Below are 21,072 nucleotides of genomic sequence, written 5' to 3' on the forward strand. Positions count from 1 at the left end.
GAGAAATTAAAACTTCGCCAAAGCATCAAGATGTTGCTGGAAATCACCTTCCGTCCCTGCAGCATTTACATGATCGAAGTAGTCATACCAACCACTTGCTTGAATACCTGTTAACAATGCATCCCGTGCCTGTTGATTTGGAAAGCGCCAAATCCCCATAAAGCGATGATGACTACTTTGATCAACGGCAGTATCAATCTCGGTGAGTGTTAAAAGCTCAACACCTAGACTAGACAAGCCTCCCATAGCTTCGCCAACATCAGCCAAATATTGTTGACGCTCTTGTATAGGTAAAGCTTGCCAAACTGCATTGGGTGTATAGAGTTCAATTAGATAGTGATTCATGATTTTTCCTTGATTTAATTCAACGTTTTATATCGATAATTTAAAAAGATTTTTATGTAGATATTTTATCAGCGTTTATCAACAAGATTTTTCGCTACTTTCTCAAGTAAACCTGTTAATTGCTCACGCTCAGCTTGGGTTAAACCAGCAAACAGGCTGGCAATCCAGCGACTATGCTGATCAAACACAGTTTTTGCGACTTGTTTGCCCTTTACCGTCAGTCGAATACATAACGCGCGACGATCTTCTGGATCTGCATGACGTTCTACCAATTGTTCACGTTCTAAGCCATCCAGTAGTCCAGTGACTGTGGCACGGGTAATTCCCGCTTGTTCAGCTAAAGTTTTAGGCGCTACAGCATCATTAGCTGCATCAAGGAGAAATAAAAGCACAAATCTCCCTTCAGATAAGCCATAAGGCGCAAGCTGTGCGGCACAGTCTCGATCGATACTTGAAGCGAGTGAAAGCGTTTGAAAACAGAGGCGTAAATTTTCAATATCTACCATTTTACGGCGTTGCGCTTCATGCAAAAGCGCGGTGTATTTCTGTTCTAGATTCATTTAGTATTTAACCATATAGTATGGTGGCTAACTATATATTGAATATTTTAGCTGTGTCAAGATTGATTCTTTACCAAAAAAAACAGTGCTTAAATTGATCGATTTTAATTGGACTAAAACAGATTTTTTCAGATTAAATTTTTATGTTTACTTTATCTCGTGTTAAATCGATAAAATAATCCTTAACATTATTTTGAATAGGATAGAAGCTAGCTCATAAAGTTTCATAATTTATTGAAATATATCGTTAAAGTTTAATTTATTCGTAAATTAAAATCTATTCAATATTGCCCTTTCAACGTGATGAAACGCCCATTTATTTGCCGTAAAGCAATGTTTTAAAACTCAACAAAATAAGTCGCAATCATACGATGTATCTTCCAAGTCCTATATTCATCACTTATACATTTTTATTGCTGATTTATTTCTAAGCATTTTAAGATGAAACCAGATATTGATCTAAATTTTTAAGGGAAAAATCAATGATTTGCAAAAGCATTTGTTCTGAATAACCATCTCTGGCTTGAACGGATAATCCATGTAGCACTAGTCCGTAATATTGCCCTAATATTTCAGGGTCAGCATGTTCTAATAATTGTCCCTCTACTTTCGCCTGTTTAAAGCGCTTAACCAGACTTTGACCACGTTCAATACGTTGTTGCTTCATCCAGTCTAAAAGACCTTGATTTTCCTGACTTAATACACTTGCAGATGATACAACCATACAGCCATATGAATGATTATTCTGGGTATAAAGTTTGATTGCATCTTGAAATAATTGGCTGATCGCATCCTTAATATTTGCTTGTTGTAAAGCGTGGATCGCAAAGCCGCCTTCATTTTCTTCGTAGTGTATAACAGCTTCTCGAAACAACGCTTCTTTAGAGCCAAAGGCTTTATAAATACGCGCGGAAGCAATACCTAAGACCTCGACTAAATCTGACATCGAAGTCCCTTCATAGCCATGTTGCCAGAAAAAATCACGCGCTTGAATCAATGCTTTTTCCCTATCAAATTCTCTTGGTCTACCAGCCATAACGACGCTTCAATCCGATTTAGTTTTTTTTATTATCATTCGAAAAAATAAATTTCGCAAATAAATCAATAGGATTTGTTGGAGAGGCTGCCCTTTTTTAGCTTCTTTTTTAAAAACTTGTTGTTTTTATTCAAAAGAAAGCCTATTGTTTGTTGATCGACAACTAATTGAGTTTAGCTATGCAAACCATCAAAGGTCCAAGTATTCATCTCGCACAATTCAGTGATGATATTTTCCCATTTAATAATTTAGAGGGCATTGCCGCATGGGTTTCCGATAAAGGCTTTAAGGCTGTACAACTGCCAGCATGGGACAAGCGTTTATTTGATGTTAATTTAGCAGCCACAAGCCAAGATTATTGCGATGAAATACAAGGAATTTTACAAAATAATGGTTTAGAAATTAGTGAGTTGACAACGCATATTTTTGGCCAACTTATGGCTGTGCATCCAGCTTATGATGCTTTATGTGATGGTTTTGCACCTTCACATTTACATGGAAATTCAGTAGCTAGAACTCAATGGGCTGAACAACAAATGTTGGCTTCTGTTCAAGCATCTGCCCGCTTAGGTTTGCAAGATATGGGAACTTTTTCAGGTTCACTGGCATGGCCTTATATCTTTCCTTTTCCTCAACGCCCCGCTGGACTTATTGAAACCGCTTTTGATGAACTTGCACGTCGTTGGATGCCGATCCTCAATGCCTGTGATGAACATAATGTCAATCTGTGCTACGAGATTCATCCTGGCGAAGACTTACATGATGGCATTTCCTTTGAAATGTTCTTAGAACGGACACACCACCATCCACGTTGTCAGATTCTTTTTGACCCGAGTCATTTTATCTTGCAACAACTGAACTATTTGGAATACATCGATATCTATAAAGATTTTATTCGAATGTTTCATGTTAAAGATGCGGAGTTTAACCCGACAGGTCGACAAGGGATGTATGGGGGCTATCAAAATTGGGGAGATCGTGCAGGTCGATTCCGCTCTACTGGAGATGGTCAGGTTGATTTTAAAGCAATTTTCTCAAAATTGGCACATAACGACTATCAGGGCTGGGCAACTTTGGAATGGGAATGTTGTTTAAAAAATAAAGAGAATGGCGCAAGTGAAGGTGCTGAGTTTATTCAACAACATATTATTCATGTTACTGATAAAACCTTTGATGATTTTGCCGCAGCGCCTGTCAATCAATTGCAAATAAATCAACTTTTGGGTATCTAAGGCAGAGATTGAGCATTTACTATGACAACACATGAAAATTTAGTTGATCAATTTCAGCATCATTACATCCATATAGACAGTAAAAAGCTTCATTATGTCTCTACAGGTCGTGGTCCTATCGTATTACTTATCCCCGGTTGGCCACAAACATGGTACGCATGGCGAAATGTAATGAGCGTATTGGCGGACAATGGTTATCAGGCAATTGCTGTGGATCCACCGGGAACAGGATATTCTGTCCCGCTGAATGGAAGTTATGATACGGGGCGAATTGCGACAATTTTATCCAGCTTAATGTCAAAACTTGGACATGATACTTATTCAGTGATTGGTCACGATATCGGGATGTGGGTTGCTTATGCACTTGCAGCTGATTTTCCCCAATCTGTTACTTCTCTGGCTGTGACTGAAGCCGTTATTCCCGGATTGGCAACGCCACCGCCTATTTTTGTTTCACCTGATGAAAATATTTTTCTATGGCATTTCATGTTTAATCAAGTGATGGACTTACCTGAAGCTTTGGTCAGTGGACGTGAAGAAACTTATCTTAATTATATTTTTGATAAGTGGTCGTGGCACAGAGATAAAGTCGCCGCTGCAACTTATATTGAGGCTTATAAAGTATCGGGACGTTTAACGGCTGGTTTTAATTACTATCGTTCAATCCCCGAAACCATTCGTCAAAATAAAATCCGCGCAACTAAAAATCTAGAAATGCCTGTATTGGCGATTGGTGCAGAACAGGCAACCAATGATGCACCTTATGAAACCATGAAAAAAGTTGCACCGCATTTAACCAGTGCAATTGTCAAAGATTGTGGTCATTTTATTATGGAGGAACAACCCGAAGCGTTTTGTTCCCTGATTTTAGAATTTCTACAACAGGAGCAATAAGATGTCTTTAGATCATCAAATTGCAGACTGGCTTAACGCTAGACCTGTTACAGCAGTTGCAAATACACTTTGTGGATTAAGAGCGCAGGTAAATCAGGACATCATACAACAGCAAGGTATTGAGCAAGATTCCAGCTATCAAACCAGTTTTTGGATTACAACTTCTGATCAAGCTCAAATCCAAGTTCGGGTATATACGCCCTATGCTTTGGTGCAGCTACAAAGCAACCCAGCTTTAGTATTTGCCCACGGTGGTGGATGGTGTTTGGGGAGTTTAGATGCATGGGATCGTTCATGCCGCTTACTGGCAGAATCAACACAGCATGTTATCTTTTCAGTGGATTATCGCTTAGCGCCAGAATTTAAATTTCCAGTACCGCTGACAGATTTTTTTACAGCACTTCGTTATATTCAAGAACATGCTTTAAGTTTAGGGCTTGATCAAAATCGTATTGCTGTGGGTGGTGATAGTGCGGGAGCTAACCTTGCAGCGGCTGCATGCTTACTCGCTAAAGCGCATCCAGAAATCAAAATTAGTCAACAACTGCTGTTTTATCCAGCCTTAGATGCCACGATGCATGGTAAATCCTATGAAACTTATGCGGATGGTTATGACTTAACCACTGCAACAATGGTGTATTGTTGGGATCAATATTTAAATAGTGATTCTGACAAAACCAATGAGCTGGTGAGTCCTCTACTGGCACAATCATTACAAGGCTTACCTGAGGCAACAATTTTTGTCTGTGAATATGATCCACTGCGTCATGATGGCGAACAATATGCTGAAAGATTGAGAGAGGCTGGAGTCTCGGTGAAATTTCATTTTCTAGCAGGAATGATTCATGGTGCAATCCATATGACTGCAATCACAGAGAAAGCCAACGCTATATACGATAAGATTGATTTATAGGTGATTTTGATCATCGTGAAAAAAGGAAATCGCATGATTTCCTTTTTTGCTATTTTAAAAGTATCTGAATGTTTATAAAAACAGAACTGATATACGCATTAAAAAGACTAACCTAATTCAGCCAATATTTTATCTAAAACAATATTGCTTTTTTGCCACTTTGGCTGTTTATCTTTGTCGACAATTAAAGCACGAACACCTTCAAGAATATCGCCATGTTCAAACCAGATATCCTGTAAATTTCGTTCCAACTGCATACATTGTTGTAATGACAATCCCCGTCCCAAGTATTGCAGTCTTAAACTGGTTTTTTTCGCCACCCAAGAACGTTGTTGCAAAGTGCTTAAGACTTTGCTTGCCCATGCTTGATGCTGTTGATCTTTTTCATTTTCAAGACTTTTTTCAATATCTTGCAAATTTTCAAAGCCAAAATGCTTACGAATGTTCTCGACCGATGCACTGAGTTCACTTTCTACAGGGCGGGTAATAAATTTAGAAATTATCTGTTCAATATTGTCTTTGCTTAAATTGCTTGATTGGCTCAGCGCATCAAGTAAGTCATTAAATTGTTGGCTAGGAACATGATAATCAATCAAATCTAAATATAAGGCATCACTGCTACTGATTTGGTCACCTGTGGTTGCCAGATAGACCCCAATATCATCTAAACGTGACAAGAAATGCGTTGCTGCAACATCAGGAAAAAAACCAATCGCCGTTTCAGGCATGGCAAAACGTGATTTTTCACTACTGACAATAATATGACAGGCCTGTGCCAGACCAAAACCGCCACCTAAGACATAGCCATCTAACAATACCACAACCGGTTTTTTAGACGCGCGAATGCTATTCAACATGTCATATTCAGCAATAAAATAGCTTTTATGTCCATCTGTACCATTTTGATAACAATCGTAAAGATAACGAATATCACCACCTGCACAAAATGCTTTTGGGCTATTAGATTTGATCAGTATCGCTTGAATGCTAGCATCATTTTGCCAAGTTTCAACTTGTATACGGATACCATTGATCATATCCAAAGTCAGTGCATTCAGGCTGGACACTCGATCTAAGCTAATCACACCCAGAGCTGCGTTCTGTTCGATGATTAAATGATTTTCAGTATTCATCCGATCTTCATCCTATTATTGATTTTTAAAGTTGGCTTGGCGTTTATCAACAAAGGCTTGCATGCCTTCTTTTTGATCCAAAGTAGCAAAAATTGAATGAAAGGTTCGTCGTTCAAAACGTAAACCTTCCGCCAAACTCACTTCAAAGGCACGATTAATTGATTCTTTGATCATCATTGTCGCCACCAATGATTTTTCAGCAATTTTTTCTGCAGCACTTAAAGTCTGGGTTAAAATCTCTTCGGGGCTAAACACACGGGCAACTAAACCACTCAGTTCTGCCTCAATAGCCCCCATTTGTCGAGCGGTTAAACACATTTCCATCGCTTTGGCTTTACCTATGGCAAGGGTTAAACGCTGCGTACCCCCAATGCCTGGAATCACGCCTAAAGTGACTTCAGGTAAGCCAAATTTGGCATTATCCGCACAGTAAATAAAATCACACATCAGTGCCAACTCACAACCACCACCCAAGGCATAACCACTGACAGCTGCGATTAAAGGTTTACGGCGTTGCGCAATTCGATCGGCAAGATTAAAAAAATCATCAAAATAAATATTGGGAAAGTTCAATCCCGCCATTTCTTTAATATCAGCACCAGCGGCAAAGGCTTTTTCTGAACCAGTCAGCACCATACAGCCAATATCCTGATCCTTTTCTAAGTCATCTAAAGCTAAATTTACTTCTTGGATTAATTTTGAATTTAATGCGTTTAAAGCCTTTGGGCGATTGAGTGTAATTAAACCTACACCTTTATGTTTTTCCAGTAAAATCGTTTCAAATTGCATATTCATTTCCTTATCTGTTTTATCCCATCATCTGATACACAGCGATTAACTCTATTTATAAACTTCGCGCAATCACTAAACGCTGGATGTCACTGGTGCCTTCATAGATTTGACAAATACGTGCATCACGATAAATCCGTTCAATTGGAAAATCTTTTAAATAACCATAACCACCAAAGATTTGTAGTGCAGCAGAACAGACACGCTCTGCCATCTCTGAGGAAAATAATTTTGCCATTGAGGCTTCATTGAGACAGGGCTTGCCTGCTTCTTTCAATCGTGCGGCATGATGGACCAATTGACGAGCTGCTTCGATTTCTGTTGCCATATTGGCCAAACGAAAAGCGATTGCCTGATGTTCAAAAATCGGTTTTCCAAAAGTAATCCGTTCTTTGGCATATTTGCTGGCTTCTTCTAAGGCAGCACGTGCCAAACCCACCGCTTGCGCAGCAATACCAATACGACCGCCTTCCAGATTAGATAGTGCTATTTTAAGCCCTTCACCTTCTTGACCTAACATTAAGCTTTTGTGTACACGCACATCAGTCAATGCAATTTGACAGGTATCTGAAGCATGCAATCCCAGTTTTTCTTCAGTCCGAATCACTTCATAGCCCGCAGTTTCCCGTGGCACAATAAAGGCACTGATACCTTTTTTACCAGCACTTGGATCGGTCACTGCAAATACAATAATTACACCAGCATTATTTCCTGAAGTAATAAATTGTTTTGCACCGTTAATAATCCAATCCTCACCATCTTTGACAGCTCGGGTTTTCAGTGCTGCTGCATCAGAACCAGTATGCGGTTCGGTCAATGCGAAAGCACCGATCATTTCACCTTGTGCCAAAGGCATTAAATATTTTTGTTTTTGTTCTTCATTACCAAATTTAGCAATCGGAACACAACCGACTGAATTATGCACACTCATAATGGTAGAGGTTGCGCCATCGGCCGCCGCAATTTCTTCAAGTGCAAGGACATAGGCTAAGTTTCCAGTATCTGAACCACCCCATTGCTCTGAAATCAGCATCCCCATAAATCCCAATTGCCCCATTTGTGACAAGGTCTCTTTGGGGAAAATGCTGTGTTTATCCCATTCCGCTGCATTTGGTTTAATTTGTTCTTGGGCGAAACTTTTCGCCATGTCCTGAATCAATAATTGTTCTTCAGTAAATTGCATTTCATATTCCTTAGCATCATTTAACATCCTACATTCGGCAAGTTTAGCTTGTGTAGGATGATCCTTACTCGCTTTATACACTTAATTGTTGTTTAGCAATTTCTTGATTTCGTAGTAAAAAGCGTTGAATCTTGCCACTTGGGGTCTTGGGTAGTTCAGTAACAAATTCAACTTGTCTTGGATAAGCATGGGCAGACAGACGTTTTTTGACAAATTGCCCAAGTTGTTCAGCCAATTCCTCAGATGGTGTTTTATTTTCTGCCAAAATCACAAAAGCTTTAACGATTTCTGTTCGCTCTGGATCGGGGACTCCAACAACAGCAGCTTCAATCACTGCCTCATGTTCAAGTAATGCACTTTCTACATCAAAAGGTCCAATACGATATCCAGAGGTGGTAATCACATCATCACTACGTCCAACAAAGCTCATACTCCCATCTGTATGTAATTCAGCAGTATCACCGGTTAAATAATAATTTTTGATAAATGGTGATTTACGACTTTCTTTATAACCACCAAACCACATCATCGGTGATTGACTGATATCTACCGCTAAAATTCCAGCGGTATCGGCAGGCAACTCATTGCCTTGATCATCGACCACAGCAACACGATAACCTGGGCTGGCAAAACCAGCAGCGCCTGCACGGACCTCGTGGCTTAAACCATGATGATTGCAAACCACCATGCCCACCTCTGTCTGTCCATAATGATCAAAAATAGGCGCATCAAGCACTTGTTTAAACCAACGAAAAACTTCTGGATTTAAAGGTTCGCCTGCACTGCTCACAACCCGGAATTTACCCTTTAGTTGTGCCATTTGAGTGGGATCCGCGGCCATCATCATCCGATATGCCGTAGGTGCACCTGCCAAATTGGTAATTTTATAATCATCAATAATTTGACATAAACTGTCTATGCTAAAACCACCTTCATAAAACAAAGTGGCATGGCCTAACAATAATGGTCCTGTGATACCGTAATATAAGCCATACGCCCAACCTGGGTCAGCAATATTCCAAAATGCATCATCTGCGCGTAAGCCGATCGCATCTTTCATATAGTTGCCAAAAGCAATTAAGGCTTTGAGTGGAACTTCTAAAGGTTTTGCAGGCCCCGTGGTGCCCGAGGTAAACATCAGTAAAAATGGATCTTGAATGCTTTGCATGACCAGATCACATTGCTCAGCATGTTGATTGAGTTCTTTCCAAAAATCTAAATCGTCTTGTTGTACAGCATGACCCTGTTGATCAGAGACGGTCATAATTTGTGGACACTGTGCAACTTCATCCAGTTTGCTACGATTGCCGATATCGGTCACAACCAATTTGCTTTTTGCCAGCTGAACTCGATGTTCAATCGCCTTTGGGCCAAATGCAGTAAATAGCGGTTGATAAACTGCACCAATTCGCCAAGCAGCAAGAATCACCACCAATAATTCGGGAGTTCTTGGTAATAAACCCGAAATACGATCACCAGCTTGAATACCCTGTGACTTTAAAAAATTGGCAAACTGACTCGACCATTTTTTCAGTTGAGCAAAGGTATATTGCTCTTTACGGCCATCTTTACCTTGCCAATATAGGGCAACTTTTTCGCGATCTGCTTCCGCATGTCGGTCACAGCATTCATAACAGGCATTCAGTTGATCGACTGAACCTGAGAGCATTTCTTTAACCGCACCATCTAAATTAAATGTTTTAGCAACATCCTGATAATTCAACATATTATATACTCCGGCCTGGATTTATTGTTATTCATGACACGAGTGAATCTATTGGTTTTTCACCACCCATTGGTGGTGAAATTGACTATGCTTCGATTGATGATTAAGTTTCTTTAGGCAAATATTGCTGAATGATGCTGGAAAAATCGAGTTGAGCATGACCTTGCATACACAGTTGCTGATAAAGCTGTTGTACCAAACCACCTAAAAGCAAAGGTTGTTTGACTTGGCCTGCGGCTTCAACAGCCAAACCCAAATCTTTAAGCATCAGTTGAGAGGCAAAGCCATCACTATAACCACGTCCAGCAGGTGCATTTGCAGAAATACCCGGCCATGGGTTACACACTTCCGAGCTCCAGCAACGACCACTTGAACTATTGATTACGCCTGCTAATGCTTGTGCATCGATACCGAGTTTTGCCCCTAGCGCCATGCCTTCAGCCACTGCGGCCATTGAAATGCCTAAAATGAGATTATTGCAAATTTTAGCAATTTGTCCTGCACCCACTTCACCACAGTGCACGATGTTCTTACCCATTGGTGCAAGCACAGATTTGACTTGTTCAAAAGCTTTATCATCAGTTCCTACCATAAAGGTTAGCGTACCTGCTTGAGCCCCGATCGTGCCACCTGAAACAGGTGCATCACAAATTTGAATTCCTTGCTCTGCACCAATTGCAGCAATGTCTTTAATAGTTTGTGGATCAATGGTACTGCTGTCGATACATAAGCTGCCTTGTTTAAGCACAGCAAGTACCCCATTTTCACCCAAATAGACCTCTTTAACATGCTTTGCGGCTGGCAGCATGGTAATTACCACATCTGCATTTTCTGCTGCTTTCTGTGGACTATTACAGGCAATTCCGCCTGCTTCGGTGAAATGTGCGATTGCAACATCACTTAAATCAAAGCCATAAACCGTCAAGCCTGCTTTGAGTAAATTATGGGCCATTTTACCGCCCATATTGCCTAAACCAATAAATGCAATATTCATCCTTGAACTCCTATATTAACGCAGACTGATGGTGGTATTCACTTCACCTTTTTCTTGTGTGTCTTCGAACCAACGACTGGTAATGGTTTTAGTTTGAGTATAGAACTGTACTGCTTGTTTACCATAAGGCCCTAAGTCCCCTAATTTTGAACCTCTTGATCCGGTAAAGCTAAAGAATGGAACTGGCACAGGAATTGGAATATTAATCCCAACTTGACCGATATCAATGGTGCTTTGGAAAGTACGCGCTGTTGCACCACTTTGAGTAAATAAGCCCACACCATTTCCGAACGGATTGGCATTGACCAATTGAATGGCTTGTTCTAGCGTATCAACATGAATAATGGCTAATACAGGGCCAAAAATTTCTTCAGTATAGATACGCATATCGGTGCTGACTTGATTGAATATGGTTGCACCAACAAAATTGCCATTTTCGTAGCCTTGGACTTGTACGTCTCGACCATCGAGTAAGAGTTGCGCACCTTGTGCAATACCGCTATTAATCAAATCTATAACGCGAGCTTTGGCACGTGGTGAGATCACAGGACCAATATCTGTTTGCGGTTCATGCCCAGCATTGACTTTCAGTGTTTTGGCTTTTTCAACCAATTCATCCACCCAGTTTTTAGTTTCACCGACCATTACAGCAACAGACAATGCCATACAACGTTGTCCAGCCGCACCAAATGTAGCACCAACTAAAGCATTTAAGGTTTGTTCTTTGTTGGCATCTGGCATGACCACGACATGGTTTTTTGCTCCCATCATCGATTGCACACGTTTACCATGTTGACCCGCTAAGTTATAGACATGCGTCCCTACCGCTGTTGAACCTACAAATGAAATGGCTTTAATGTCTGGATGCGTACATAGACGATCTACCACTTGTTTGCCACCATGTACCACATTGAGTACACCAGCAGGTACACCCGCTTGTAATGCCAATTCAACCAGCATCATGGTCGATAATGGATCTTGCTCAGACGGTTTAAGTACAAAGGTATTGCCGCAAACAATCGCCATTGGAAACATCCATAGTGGAATCATGGCAGGAAAGTTAAACGGGGTAATTCCAGCACATACCCCCAATGGTTGCTGCAAGGTATAAGTATCTACACCACGGGCTACACCTTCAGTATATTCACCCATTTGTAAGGTGCCAATTGAGCAAGCATGTTCGACCACTTCTAAGCCACGTTGGATATCACCTTCTGCATCAGCCAAGGTTTTACCTTGTTCTGCGGTCAAAACACGGGCAATATCTTTCATATTGTCACGAATCAAATCTTGCAGTTTCAGCATGATACGCATACGGGCTTGAATCGGTGTAAAACGCCAAGTTTTAAATGCTTCTTGTGCAGCAGCAATTGCAGCATCAACTTCGTCTAGAGTTGCCATTGGGACACGACCAAGCACCTCTTGGGTCGCTGGATTTAGAATGTCTTGCCATTCAGTAGTATTTGATTCGGTAAATTTTCCATTAATTAATAATTTAGCCGTCGTCGAATGAATATTTGACATTGTGTTCATAACCTCTCCATAGGCAATATTTTTTGTTGTTACATTCTTAGAAAATAGCCAAAAGCAGTATTTTCATCAGTGCTGTTTCAAATCAAACTAACAAAGAAAATATAGATGACCAATAGAAATTAACGCACAATGAATGTGCAAATATGCACAAGGATGTCATACACAATGAAAGTCGATTGGGATCACCTACAGTTTTTTTTAGTTTTAGCGCGTGCCAAGACGTTAACCAATGCAGCTCGTATTATTGGGGTCGAACACAGTACCGTGTCTAGACGGATACAGGCGCTAGAATTAGCTTTAGGAACGCCGTTGTTTAGACGCGAAGCCACAGGCTATGAACTGACTATGGAAGGCTTGGCACTGGTGCCCCGTGTTGAGCAAATGGAACAAGCATTCTTGCAAATTGAAAAGCCCAACTTACCGTTACAAGGACATGTGCGAATTGGCACACCTGAGGGTTTTGGAACAGCATTTTTAGCCCAGCTATTGGCAGAACTGTCTAAACAATACCCTTTACTGACGATTGATCTTATCCCAGTTCCAAAAATGATTAAGCTGTCGCATCGTGAAGCTGATATTGTGATTTCCATTGATCGTCCTAAGTCAGGACCTTATATTATTACCCGTTTAACCGATTATTGTCTTAAAATTTATGGCAGTAAAAGCTATTTAGAAAGTACCCAAGCGATTAAAAAACTTGAAGATTTAAAAAACCATCAGTTTGTAAACTATATTGACGATTTAATTTATAGCCCTGAACTGTATTGTTTAGAACGTCTGCCCTTACAGCTCAATGCAAATTTTAGAAGTAGCAGTATTTTGGCCCAACAAGTTGCTGTGAGTGCAGGTGCTGGATTGGCAATTTTGCCGAAGTTTTTGGCAGAAAATAAGCCAGAACTTAAACAGGTGTTACAAGACGAAGTTCGTTTTATTCATACCTTCTGGATGCTAACTTTAGTCGATTTACAGCATGAACCACGTATTAAATTGGTTTGGGATTTTTTAAGAACACAAGCTGATAAATATCAAAATTTATTGATGGATTAGTCATTCACTTATTCATAAGAGATATTAGGGATAGCCCATTTCATCATCAGTATAAACTTAATCCTTTGATTGAGTGATTTTTTAAATATTGTATTATTTTTAAAAATAAAAAACCCAAGACGAATCTTGGGTATTTCACTTATGTTCTAAAGTAAAATGCGTTTAACTTGCTAAGCCAACAGCTTTAGCACGTGCCTTATGTAACTTCTTATAGCTGTCAATAAGTCTTAAATGACGATCAAGCCCTTCAAGCTGCATACTGGTTTCAGTCAAACCATAAAAACGTATACTGCCGTCTAGAGAACCAATAACTGCATCCATTCGTTCATCACCAAACATACGACGGAAATTCGCTTCATAGTCATCTAAATCCATGTCGTCATCTAGTTCAACTTCAAGCATTACATTCATACACTGGTAGAACAAGCCGCGTTCTACAGTATTGGTATTGTATTGCAGGAATTGTTCAACTAAATCTTTGGCTTCTTCAAACTGTTGTAAAGCAAGATAAATCAACAGCTTTAACTCAAGGATGGTCAGTTGTCCCCACACAGTATTATCATCAAACTCAATCCCAATTAAAGTTACGATATCGGTGTAATCATCCACTTCAACTTCTTCTAGACGTTCAACTAAAGCTTCAAGTTGTTCATCATCTAAACGATGAAGATTTAAGATATCTTCACGGAATAACAATGCTTTGTTAGTATTGTCCCAAATTAAATCTTCAACCAAATAAATTTCAGAATAATCAGGCACAATGATACGGCAAGCTGTCGCGCCTAAGTGTTCATAGACTGCCATATAGACTTCTTTGCCCATTTCTTCAAGAATGTTTAGCATGGTCTTTACTTCTTCAGCATTGGCATTTTCACCTGCACTGCTAAAATCCCACTCAACAAAGTCATGGTCTGATTTTGCACTAAAGAAACGCCAAGACACCACACCACTTGAATCGATAAAATGTTCAACAAAATTATTCGGTTCAGTCACCGCATTACTGCTAAAGGTTGGTTTAGGTAAATCATTTAAACCTTCAAAACTACGACCTTGTAACAACTCAGTTAAGCTACGCTCTAAAGCAACTTCAAGCTTAGGATGTGCACCAAACGATGCAAATACGCCGCCTGTACGTGGGTTCATCAACGTGACACACATCACTGGAAATTCACCACCCAACGATGCATCTTTAACCAAGACTGGAAAGCCCTGTTCTTCTAGGCCTTTAATGCCCTCAACAATACGCGGGTATTTTGCTAAAACGTCTTCAGGCACATCTGGAAGTGCAATTTCTCCCTCTAAAATTTCACGTTTAACCGCACGTTCAAAAATTTCAGATAAACACTGTACTTGAGCTTCGGCTAAGGTGTTTCCTGCACTCATACCATTGCTTAAGTATAGGTTTTCAATCAAATTTGATGGGAAATATACAACTTCTCGATCTGATTGGCGCACAAATGGTAATGAACAAATTCCACGCTCAGTATTACCTGAGTTGGTGTCATATAAATGCGTACCTAACAATTCATTGTCTGGGTTATATACTTCTAATGTATATTCATCCAATATTTCTTTAGGTAGCGCTCCATTTGGCCCTGGTTTAAACCATTTCTCATCTGGATAATGTACAAACTCAGCATTGGCAATGTCTTGACCCCAAAACTGGTCGTTATAGAAGAAATTACAATTTAAACGCTCAATGAACTCTCCCAATGCGGAAGCCAAAGCACTTTCTTTGGTTGAACCTTTACCATTGGTAAAACACATTGGTGATTGCGCATCACGAATATGTAATGACCATACATTTGGAACAATATTTCGCCATGAGGCAATTTCAATTTTCATTCCCAAACCTGCCAGAATCTCTGACATATTGGCAATAGTTTGCTCTAAAGGTAGATCTTTACCTTCAATATAAGTTGAGCTTTCTTGTGCTAAGTTTGGCATGAGCAATGCTTGTGCATCTGCATCAATACTTTCAACTTCTTCAATAACAAATTCAGGACCTGTTTGGATGACTTTTTTAACGGTACAACGGTCGATCGAACGCAAAATACCTTGACGATCTTTATCCGAAATATCCGCAGGTAGTTCAACCTGAATTTTAAAAATTTGTTTATAGCGGTTTTCAGGATCGACAATATTGTTTTGAGATAAACGAATATTATCTGTCGGGATATCACGAGCTGCACAATATACTTTGACAAAGTAAGCAGCACACAAAGCAGATGATGCAAGAAAATAATCGAAAGGACCCGGCGCAGAGCCATCACCTTTGTAGCGAATGGGTTGATCAGCAATTACTGTAAAGTCATCGAACTTGGCTTCTTGTCGAAGATTGTCGAGGTAATTGACTTTGATTTCCATGTGGGCACCTAAATATTCTTATGTGTTGGCATGGACACATAAAATTTAAATATTGAAAAATAAGCCGAATCACGGAGAAGAAATTGACTTAAAAACGAACCAACCTCAACTGAGATCAGTAATAATGGACGCTATTATAGAATTATTTTACACAATTGATAACTTTAGAATGGAAAGATTGAAAATACTTTAAACAAAAAGCCATTTCTAGAAATGGCTTTGTTAATTAAAAATTTTTACAGCCGCTCTTAAAGCACCGGAATGATCGAAGGAAGCATGTCATGAATGGTCTTACCATTACAGGTATCGCCAATCGCAGACATTTTCCATGCGCCATTGTGGCGATAAACTTTAGCGATAATCAAGGCAGTATAATTGCCTTTTGCTGAAAGGTTATATTTTGCGATTTCAGTATTGGTATTTGAGTCAACTAAACGACAAAAAGCATTTTCAACTTTTTCAAAAGTTTGACCGCGGAAACTACTAATTGTAAAAACCAGTGCTTTGACTTGCGGTGGGATTTTGGTTAGATCAACATGGATCACTTCATCATCGCCATCACCAGCACCTGTACGATTATCCCCTGAATGCCAAATACTGCCATCCTTACTTTTTAATTGACCGAACCATACTGCATCAAGCGGTTGGTTGTTTTCATCAAAAATAATGACTGAAGCATCAAGGTCGATTGAATCACCACCACCGCCACCAAAAAGACCACCTAAAAATCCGCCACTCTTCGCCACATCCCAGCCTGCACCAAGATAAATTTTGGTCAAAGATGAACCATCACCTTTTTCTAAAGAGATTTTTTGACCTTTTACTAAACTAATACTCATGTGTTTCCCTCATAGATTTAATTGTTTCTATTTAAATTTAAAGCTGAAGATAACCAGGTGAGGTAGCTCTTGCGATTTCGGGAACAAATAATGACTTTGCCATTGCCCCTAAACTTAAGCACCATACCTTCACCACTGGTAAAACTGTTTAAAAGATTTCCAACAATTCCGCGGTTTTGTGAACTTGGCATACCAATGTTGTAACTTAAAGACGAATCCCATGCCACAACATGACCATTATCAATGGTGGTTTCTCCGTTCTGGGTACTGACATCGACTTCCATCAAGGTACCACAGCCTGAAATACACAGTTGTCCTTGTCCAGATGATTCCATCACCACAAAACCACCTGTATCACCAAAGAATCCACCACCTAAATTTGCTTGAATCTTGGCTTTGACATTGACATGTTCTGTTGCTGCAACAAAAGCCCCATCAGATAAAGTGTATTGTTGAGGTCCTATGTTAAGAATTTGCATATCACCATCTATGTTTGGAGAAAGTAAACACTGCCCATGACCAAATGATGCTTTGATTTCTTGCTGAAACAGTGATTCGCCTGTGGTAAATCTACGCATAAATGATTGAAATAATCCGCCGCGTAAATTTCCTGCCAATTCTAAATTTTGCTCAATCATGACCATTGCATCAGATTCACAAAATATTTTTTCTCCCTGTACCAAATCGACCAATAGAAATGGTTCTGGACTGCCTACAAGTTCAAATTTAGCCATCGATTGCCCTCACTTTATCGAATAATGTTTTTATTTTTCGCTTCTTTTAACCACAGTGGAAATTCCTGAAGCAGTGCATCATACAGTTGTGCTTCAGGCATACTTTGAATATTGCTCATTTCAAAAAAATTGCAATTATCTACTACTCGCCCATCCATCGTATCGAGTTGTTCCAACACACCATAGTTACGGCCGCCGATACCCACGAACTGCCAAAAAATAGGAAAACTGGATGCATTTTTAAGAATATTTTTAATCTTTTTACTTTCACTGACCCCACCATCTGAAACAAATACCACGTATACCGGTAAATGAGATGGATTTTCTTGGGTAAAATATTGGATCACGGCTTCAAGTACAGCGGGTTCATTATTGTAACGTGCACCAGCTTTCCACTTTGGATGACCGCCTTGATCTGTATTGACAAAATTTTCTAAGTTGTTCAAGGTTACATCGCTTAATCGCAATGATTTTTCTGCAAATGCCCAGCACTCAAAACTGCCATCATCATCAAAATTGACTGCCAAGGGCATAATTCGGTCAAGTACTTTTTGCACATCACCTTTTATATACTGTTGGTGCATTGAACCTGAATAATCTAGCACTAAAGCGACACGAGCTTTTACATCGAGTAAATTGTTTTTTTCTAAACTGATTAAAGACTTTTTAGTAATATCTACCAAATGTGGAGCTGCATTTTGGATTTTATCCAGTACCACTTTCTTTTTCAGATCGATTGTTGATGGTGTATTGCTTGTCGATGGGTTTACTGTTGATGGAGCAGCTGCTGTACTTTCTTCAACTTCTCCCCCAAAGTGCTCAACCAAAGCCTTTAAGCCACCATTAAAACCTTGACCAATTGCAGCGATACGCCAAGCATCACTTTTAAAGTAAATCTCAGTCAGCATCACAGCTTTTTCTTGGCTAAAATTAGAACCATTTAAAAGATAACTCGCAAGCACCTGCCCTTGTTGATTACATAACTCGACCAGAATCGATTGTATATTTTGGATTTGAGACTGCTCATTGGATAAAGTGGCACAGATCACAAAACGTGATGTTCGCGCTGTATCTATCTTGTTTAAATCAAAGGCAAAACTATGCATGTTGCCTTGAAGCTGATATTGAACTTCGCCTTTCGGAGTCTGTGGCTGATTATAGAAAGTCATATAATCATCATGGAAAAGTTTATCGTTTGGCGCAATACCAAAACTAGAAATATCGATTTCAAAAGGTGCTTGAACCTGTACACGTAGTTTAAACTGTGTCTCTGTCTGCAACAATTGGTGAAGTGCCAGTTTTTGTCCAGTGATGAATTGCATTGTTGTTCTCTATTTAGTACTTGAAAATAATTTTTACTGTGTTCATAAATGAACCGATTTAAACCGAATCACTTTCAAGTACTAAAAGATAAATCTTTTAGTACAGATTTTAAAAATTAAACTGCAACACCATAACTTGCAGCCAAAGCACCTAAGCCGCCGTTAAAGCCTTGGCCGACTGCTTTAAATTTCCACTCACCGCTATGACGGTATAACTCACCAAAAATCATGGCAACTTCTGTACTACCGTCTTCAGATAAGTCAAAACGTGCAAGTTCTTCTGCATTGTTATCCTGATTGATTACACGGATATAAGCTTTGTCCACCATACCGAAGTTTTGACCATTTTGTTGGCCTTCATGAATGGTTACAGCAAAAACAATTTTTGCGACATCAGCAGGTACTTTAGCTAGATCAACTGAAATTGTTTCGTCATCACCATCACCGTCACCTGTACGGTTATCACCGTTATGATTAACAGAACCACAAGGAGAAGTTTTTTGGTTAAAGAAGATGAAGTCGCCATCTAAACGAACTTTGCCATTTTCACCAGTCAGAAAAGCAACCGCATCCAAGTCAAATGCTTTACCATCTGTCACACGAGGATTCCAGCCTAAACCTAAGTCTACTTTATTCATTGTAGGCGCTGTTTTAGACAGGTTGATGTTACCGCCTTTTGATAAATTAATAGCCATTTTTAATTTCCTTTTTCAGTTGTTTCAAGAGATTGTTTTTTACTATATGAAATTGATGAGATTACTGCCCAAACAATAAATGCGACACCAATCAAGCCTGTTACGACTTCAGGTATATGTAAGCCTGTTCCACTTGCAAGCATGATGAATGCAAGTGCACCAATCGCATAATGCGCGCCATGTTCTAAGTAAACATAAGCATCAAGCGTACCTTTTTCTACAAGGTAAACCGTCATAGAACGCACGAAGATTGCACCGATTGCCAAGCCCAGCATAATAATTACCACATCACTGGTAATTGCAAAAGCACCGATTACACCATCGAAACTAAAAGACGCATCAAGTACTTCAAGATACAAGAAGCCGCCGATACCACCTTTGATGATTGTACCTGTGACTGGTGCACCATTATTTGAAGTTGTTTGTTCAGTTGCTTCTTGTTCATCATCATGTGAACCGCCTTCAAGCAAGTGTCCGATCACCTGAACACCGACATAAACCACAATTCCCCAGATCCCTGCCATAGTTACAACAAGACGAGACGTTTCAGGTACAAAATTAGCCATAACCAATAATGCACATAATGAAATAAACACTGAAATCGCTTGAATATTGCCTAGATCAGCGAGTTTTGACTCCAACCAATGGAACCAATGCTCATCTTTTTCATCATCAAATAAAAAGTTAAGAAAAACTAAGAGCAAGAACATACCACCGAACGCTGCAATTTCAGCATGGTGTGCCATGAGCTTTTCAGAGTAGGTTTTTGGATCGTTCAGCGCAAGTTTTGCAACCTCTATCATGCCCATGTCTGCAGTGACGCCAACAATGAGTAATGGAAAGATTAAACGCATACCAAATACAGCGATAACAATACCGACTGTTAAAAATAAGGTTCGCCAGAAATGATTCCAGTGTTTAAGTACCGAAGCATTTACTACAGCATTATCAAACGATAAAGAAACTTCCATCACTGCAAGAATTGCAGTAATTGCCAATGCCTTGAACATGGTCATTAGGCCGGCTTGGGGACCATGTGTAAAACCCCAATACGCAGAAATTGCTAGACAAATGATGGTAAAAAGAATCGAAAAGCGAAAATGTTTCATCCATTGAACTCTTATATTAGATGCTTATACCGAACTGTTGGCACATTGCGCTTAAACCGCCAGCATAACCTTGTCCTACAGCTCTAAACTTCCACTCACCATTGTGGCGATATAATTCACCAAAAATCATGGCAGTTTCTGTTGAATAATCTTCATTCAAATCGAAACGAACAATTTCAGTATTGCTTTGATCATTTACCACGCGAATAAACGCATTTTGAACTTGACCAAAATTTTGACCGCGACTTTCACCTTCATGAATGGTGACTGTAATTGCAATTTTTTGAACATCTGCAGGTACTTGTGCGAGATTAATGCGAACTGCTTCATCATCACCATCACCCGCACCTGTACGGTTATCACCTGTATGTTCAACAGAACCTTCAGGTGAACGTGTTTGGTTATAGAAAATGAAATCGTGTTCACCACGAACTTTACCGCTTTCGCTCAATAAAAATGCCGAAGCATCTAAGTCAAAATCTGTTCCGTCGGTTGCACGCGCATCCCAACCTAAGCCGACCAAAACTTGGTTTAAACTTGGGTCAGTTTTGCTTAAAGATAAGTTGCCACCTTTGTTTAATGAAATTGCCATTTATATTTCCTCTACTTTATTGCAGTGTG

The 21,072-nt window shown here is 39.6% G+C and carries 20 protein-coding genes; 4 read left to right on the forward strand and 16 right to left on the reverse strand.

Translation table 11 applies throughout. The features are described from left to right. Positions 1-6: 6 nt before the first annotated feature. From ASC84_RS02030 to ASC84_RS02040, 3 genes are all read right to left on the reverse strand, one after another. A complete protein-coding gene (locus ASC84_RS02030; protein WP_056511181.1) occupies positions 7-345 on the reverse strand; it encodes a DUF6616 family protein in 339 nt (112 codons plus the stop codon). Between the two features lie 68 nt (positions 346-413). Beyond that, the gene (locus tag ASC84_RS02035) at positions 414-905 is read right to left on the reverse strand and encodes a MarR family winged helix-turn-helix transcriptional regulator (protein ID WP_056511184.1); all 492 of its coding nucleotides are present in this window, start codon (positions 903-905) and stop codon (positions 414-416) included. A gap of 436 nt (positions 906-1,341) precedes the next feature. After that, on the reverse strand, positions 1,342-1,941 hold the full coding sequence (locus ASC84_RS02040) for a TetR/AcrR family transcriptional regulator (RefSeq protein WP_056511186.1): 600 nt from the start codon (positions 1,939-1,941) through the stop codon (positions 1,342-1,344). A 179-nt stretch (positions 1,942-2,120) separates the two neighbouring features. On the opposite strand from ASC84_RS02040, the gene ASC84_RS02045 reads away from it, so the two are divergent. The 3 genes from ASC84_RS02045 to ASC84_RS02055 are packed head-to-tail and all read left to right on the forward strand — an operon-like array spanning position 2,121 to position 4,980. Then, positions 2,121-3,173, forward strand: coding sequence for a sugar phosphate isomerase/epimerase (locus tag ASC84_RS02045; protein ID WP_056511189.1), 1,053 nt, complete (start codon positions 2,121-2,123; stop codon positions 3,171-3,173). A gap of 21 nt (positions 3,174-3,194) precedes the next feature. Further along, positions 3,195-4,067 carry an alpha/beta fold hydrolase gene (locus ASC84_RS02050; protein WP_056511193.1) on the forward strand — a complete coding sequence of 291 codons (873 nt, stop codon included), beginning with the start codon at positions 3,195-3,197 and terminating at the stop codon, positions 4,065-4,067. A gap of 1 nt (position 4,068) precedes the next feature. Next, a complete protein-coding gene (locus ASC84_RS02055) occupies positions 4,069-4,980 on the forward strand; it encodes an alpha/beta hydrolase (RefSeq protein WP_056511194.1) in 912 nt (303 codons plus the stop codon). A 107-nt stretch (positions 4,981-5,087) separates the two neighbouring features. Here the strand turns inward: ASC84_RS02055 and ASC84_RS02060 are convergent, their stop codons facing one another. From ASC84_RS02060 to ASC84_RS02085, 6 genes are all read right to left on the reverse strand, one after another. After that, a complete protein-coding gene (locus tag ASC84_RS02060; RefSeq protein ID WP_056511198.1) occupies positions 5,088-6,113 on the reverse strand; it encodes an enoyl-CoA hydratase/isomerase family protein in 1,026 nt (341 codons plus the stop codon). A 15-nt stretch (positions 6,114-6,128) separates the two neighbouring features. Further along, the gene (locus tag ASC84_RS02065) at positions 6,129-6,902 is read right to left on the reverse strand and encodes an enoyl-CoA hydratase (RefSeq protein WP_056511200.1); all 774 of its coding nucleotides are present in this window, start codon (positions 6,900-6,902) and stop codon (positions 6,129-6,131) included. A gap of 55 nt (positions 6,903-6,957) precedes the next feature. Beyond that, positions 6,958-8,085 (reverse strand): acyl-CoA dehydrogenase family protein, encoded by a 1,128-nt coding sequence (locus tag ASC84_RS02070; protein WP_056511889.1) that lies wholly within the window; start codon positions 8,083-8,085, stop codon positions 6,958-6,960. A 73-nt stretch (positions 8,086-8,158) separates the two neighbouring features. Next, positions 8,159-9,811 carry an AMP-binding protein gene (locus ASC84_RS02075; protein WP_056511203.1) on the reverse strand — a complete coding sequence of 551 codons (1,653 nt, stop codon included), beginning with the start codon at positions 9,809-9,811 and terminating at the stop codon, positions 8,159-8,161. A 103-nt stretch (positions 9,812-9,914) separates the two neighbouring features. Further along, a complete protein-coding gene (gene mmsB, locus ASC84_RS02080; protein ID WP_056511205.1) occupies positions 9,915-10,805 on the reverse strand; it encodes a 3-hydroxyisobutyrate dehydrogenase in 891 nt (296 codons plus the stop codon). A gap of 15 nt (positions 10,806-10,820) precedes the next feature. Then, complete coding sequence (locus ASC84_RS02085; RefSeq protein ID WP_056511207.1) at positions 10,821-12,338, reverse strand: CoA-acylating methylmalonate-semialdehyde dehydrogenase; 1,518 nt, start codon at positions 12,336-12,338, stop codon at positions 10,821-10,823. 165 nt (positions 12,339-12,503) lie between these two features. On the opposite strand from ASC84_RS02085, the gene ASC84_RS02090 reads away from it, so the two are divergent. Beyond that, positions 12,504-13,385 carry a LysR family transcriptional regulator gene (locus tag ASC84_RS02090; protein WP_004720374.1) on the forward strand — a complete coding sequence of 294 codons (882 nt, stop codon included), beginning with the start codon at positions 12,504-12,506 and terminating at the stop codon, positions 13,383-13,385. Between the two features lie 162 nt (positions 13,386-13,547). Here the strand turns inward: ASC84_RS02090 and ASC84_RS02095 are convergent, their stop codons facing one another. The 7 genes from ASC84_RS02095 to ASC84_RS02125 form a co-directional block, all read right to left on the reverse strand. Continuing rightward, positions 13,548-15,752 carry an OsmC domain/YcaO domain-containing protein gene (locus ASC84_RS02095; protein ID WP_056511211.1) on the reverse strand — a complete coding sequence of 735 codons (2,205 nt, stop codon included), beginning with the start codon at positions 15,750-15,752 and terminating at the stop codon, positions 13,548-13,550. Positions 15,753-16,000: 248 nt separating this feature from the next. After that, a complete protein-coding gene (locus ASC84_RS02100) occupies positions 16,001-16,591 on the reverse strand; it encodes a TerD family protein (RefSeq protein WP_004720371.1) in 591 nt (196 codons plus the stop codon). 17 nt (positions 16,592-16,608) lie between these two features. Next, the gene (locus tag ASC84_RS02105; protein ID WP_004720370.1) at positions 16,609-17,325 is read right to left on the reverse strand and encodes a TIGR00266 family protein; all 717 of its coding nucleotides are present in this window, start codon (positions 17,323-17,325) and stop codon (positions 16,609-16,611) included. Between the two features lie 14 nt (positions 17,326-17,339). After that, positions 17,340-18,647 carry a VWA domain-containing protein gene (locus tag ASC84_RS02110; protein WP_004720369.1) on the reverse strand — a complete coding sequence of 436 codons (1,308 nt, stop codon included), beginning with the start codon at positions 18,645-18,647 and terminating at the stop codon, positions 17,340-17,342. 116 nt (positions 18,648-18,763) lie between these two features. After that, positions 18,764-19,342: a TerD family protein gene (locus ASC84_RS02115; RefSeq protein ID WP_004720368.1), complete on the reverse strand. Its 579-nt coding sequence runs from the start codon at positions 19,340-19,342 to the stop codon at positions 18,764-18,766. Between the two features lie 2 nt (positions 19,343-19,344). Further along, positions 19,345-20,451 carry a DUF475 domain-containing protein gene (locus tag ASC84_RS02120; RefSeq protein WP_004720367.1) on the reverse strand — a complete coding sequence of 369 codons (1,107 nt, stop codon included), beginning with the start codon at positions 20,449-20,451 and terminating at the stop codon, positions 19,345-19,347. Positions 20,452-20,467: 16 nt separating this feature from the next. Continuing rightward, on the reverse strand, positions 20,468-21,043 hold the full coding sequence (locus ASC84_RS02125; RefSeq protein WP_056511216.1) for a TerD family protein: 576 nt from the start codon (positions 21,041-21,043) through the stop codon (positions 20,468-20,470). Between the last annotated feature and the right edge of the window lie 29 nt (positions 21,044-21,072).

It is taken from the genome of Acinetobacter sp. Root1280 (assembly GCF_001425285.1).
In the GTDB taxonomy this organism is placed as follows: domain Bacteria; phylum Pseudomonadota; class Gammaproteobacteria; order Pseudomonadales; family Moraxellaceae; genus Acinetobacter; species Acinetobacter guillouiae.

What these genes read in the sequence shown, in the direction of transcription:
- ASC84_RS02120 (WP_004720367.1), bottom strand. Translation starts at nt 20,451, where the DNA reads ATGAAACATTTTCGCTTTTCGATTCTTTTTACCATCATTTGTCTAGCA.
- ASC84_RS02075 (WP_056511203.1), bottom strand. Translation starts at nt 9,811, where the DNA reads ATGTTGAATTATCAGGATGTTGCTAAAACATTTAATTTAGATGGTGCG.
- ASC84_RS02105 (WP_004720370.1), bottom strand. Translation starts at nt 17,325, where the DNA reads ATGGCTAAATTTGAACTTGTAGGCAGTCCAGAACCATTTCTATTGGTC.
- ASC84_RS02095 (WP_056511211.1), bottom strand. Translation starts at nt 15,752, where the DNA reads ATGGAAATCAAAGTCAATTACCTCGACAATCTTCGACAAGAAGCCAAG.
- ASC84_RS02085 (WP_056511207.1), bottom strand. Translation starts at nt 12,338, where the DNA reads ATGAACACAATGTCAAATATTCATTCGACGACGGCTAAATTATTAATT.
- ASC84_RS02050 (WP_056511193.1), top strand. Translation starts at nt 3,195, where the DNA reads ATGACAACACATGAAAATTTAGTTGATCAATTTCAGCATCATTACATC.
- ASC84_RS02065 (WP_056511200.1), bottom strand. Translation starts at nt 6,902, where the DNA reads ATGCAATTTGAAACGATTTTACTGGAAAAACATAAAGGTGTAGGTTTA.
- ASC84_RS02100 (WP_004720371.1), bottom strand. Translation starts at nt 16,591, where the DNA reads ATGAGTATTAGTTTAGTAAAAGGTCAAAAAATCTCTTTAGAAAAAGGT.
- ASC84_RS02060 (WP_056511198.1), bottom strand. Translation starts at nt 6,113, where the DNA reads ATGAATACTGAAAATCATTTAATCATCGAACAGAACGCAGCTCTGGGT.
- ASC84_RS02115 (WP_004720368.1), bottom strand. Translation starts at nt 19,342, where the DNA reads ATGGCTATTAATTTATCAAAAGGCGGTAACATCAACCTGTCTAAAACA.
- ASC84_RS02110 (WP_004720369.1), bottom strand. Translation starts at nt 18,647, where the DNA reads ATGCAATTCATCACTGGACAAAAACTGGCACTTCACCAATTGTTGCAG.
- ASC84_RS02045 (WP_056511189.1), top strand. Translation starts at nt 2,121, where the DNA reads ATGCAAACCATCAAAGGTCCAAGTATTCATCTCGCACAATTCAGTGAT.
- ASC84_RS02125 (WP_056511216.1), bottom strand. Translation starts at nt 21,043, where the DNA reads ATGGCAATTTCATTAAACAAAGGTGGCAACTTATCTTTAAGCAAAACT.
- ASC84_RS02055 (WP_056511194.1), top strand. Translation starts at nt 4,069, where the DNA reads ATGTCTTTAGATCATCAAATTGCAGACTGGCTTAACGCTAGACCTGTT.
- ASC84_RS02040 (WP_056511186.1), bottom strand. Translation starts at nt 1,941, where the DNA reads ATGGCTGGTAGACCAAGAGAATTTGATAGGGAAAAAGCATTGATTCAA.
- ASC84_RS02070 (WP_056511889.1), bottom strand. Translation starts at nt 8,085, where the DNA reads ATGCAATTTACTGAAGAACAATTATTGATTCAGGACATGGCGAAAAGT.
- ASC84_RS02035 (WP_056511184.1), bottom strand. Translation starts at nt 905, where the DNA reads ATGAATCTAGAACAGAAATACACCGCGCTTTTGCATGAAGCGCAACGC.
- ASC84_RS02030 (WP_056511181.1), bottom strand. Translation starts at nt 345, where the DNA reads ATGAATCACTATCTAATTGAACTCTATACACCCAATGCAGTTTGGCAA.
- ASC84_RS02090 (WP_004720374.1), top strand. Translation starts at nt 12,504, where the DNA reads ATGAAAGTCGATTGGGATCACCTACAGTTTTTTTTAGTTTTAGCGCGT.
- mmsB (WP_056511205.1), bottom strand. Translation starts at nt 10,805, where the DNA reads ATGAATATTGCATTTATTGGTTTAGGCAATATGGGCGGTAAAATGGCC.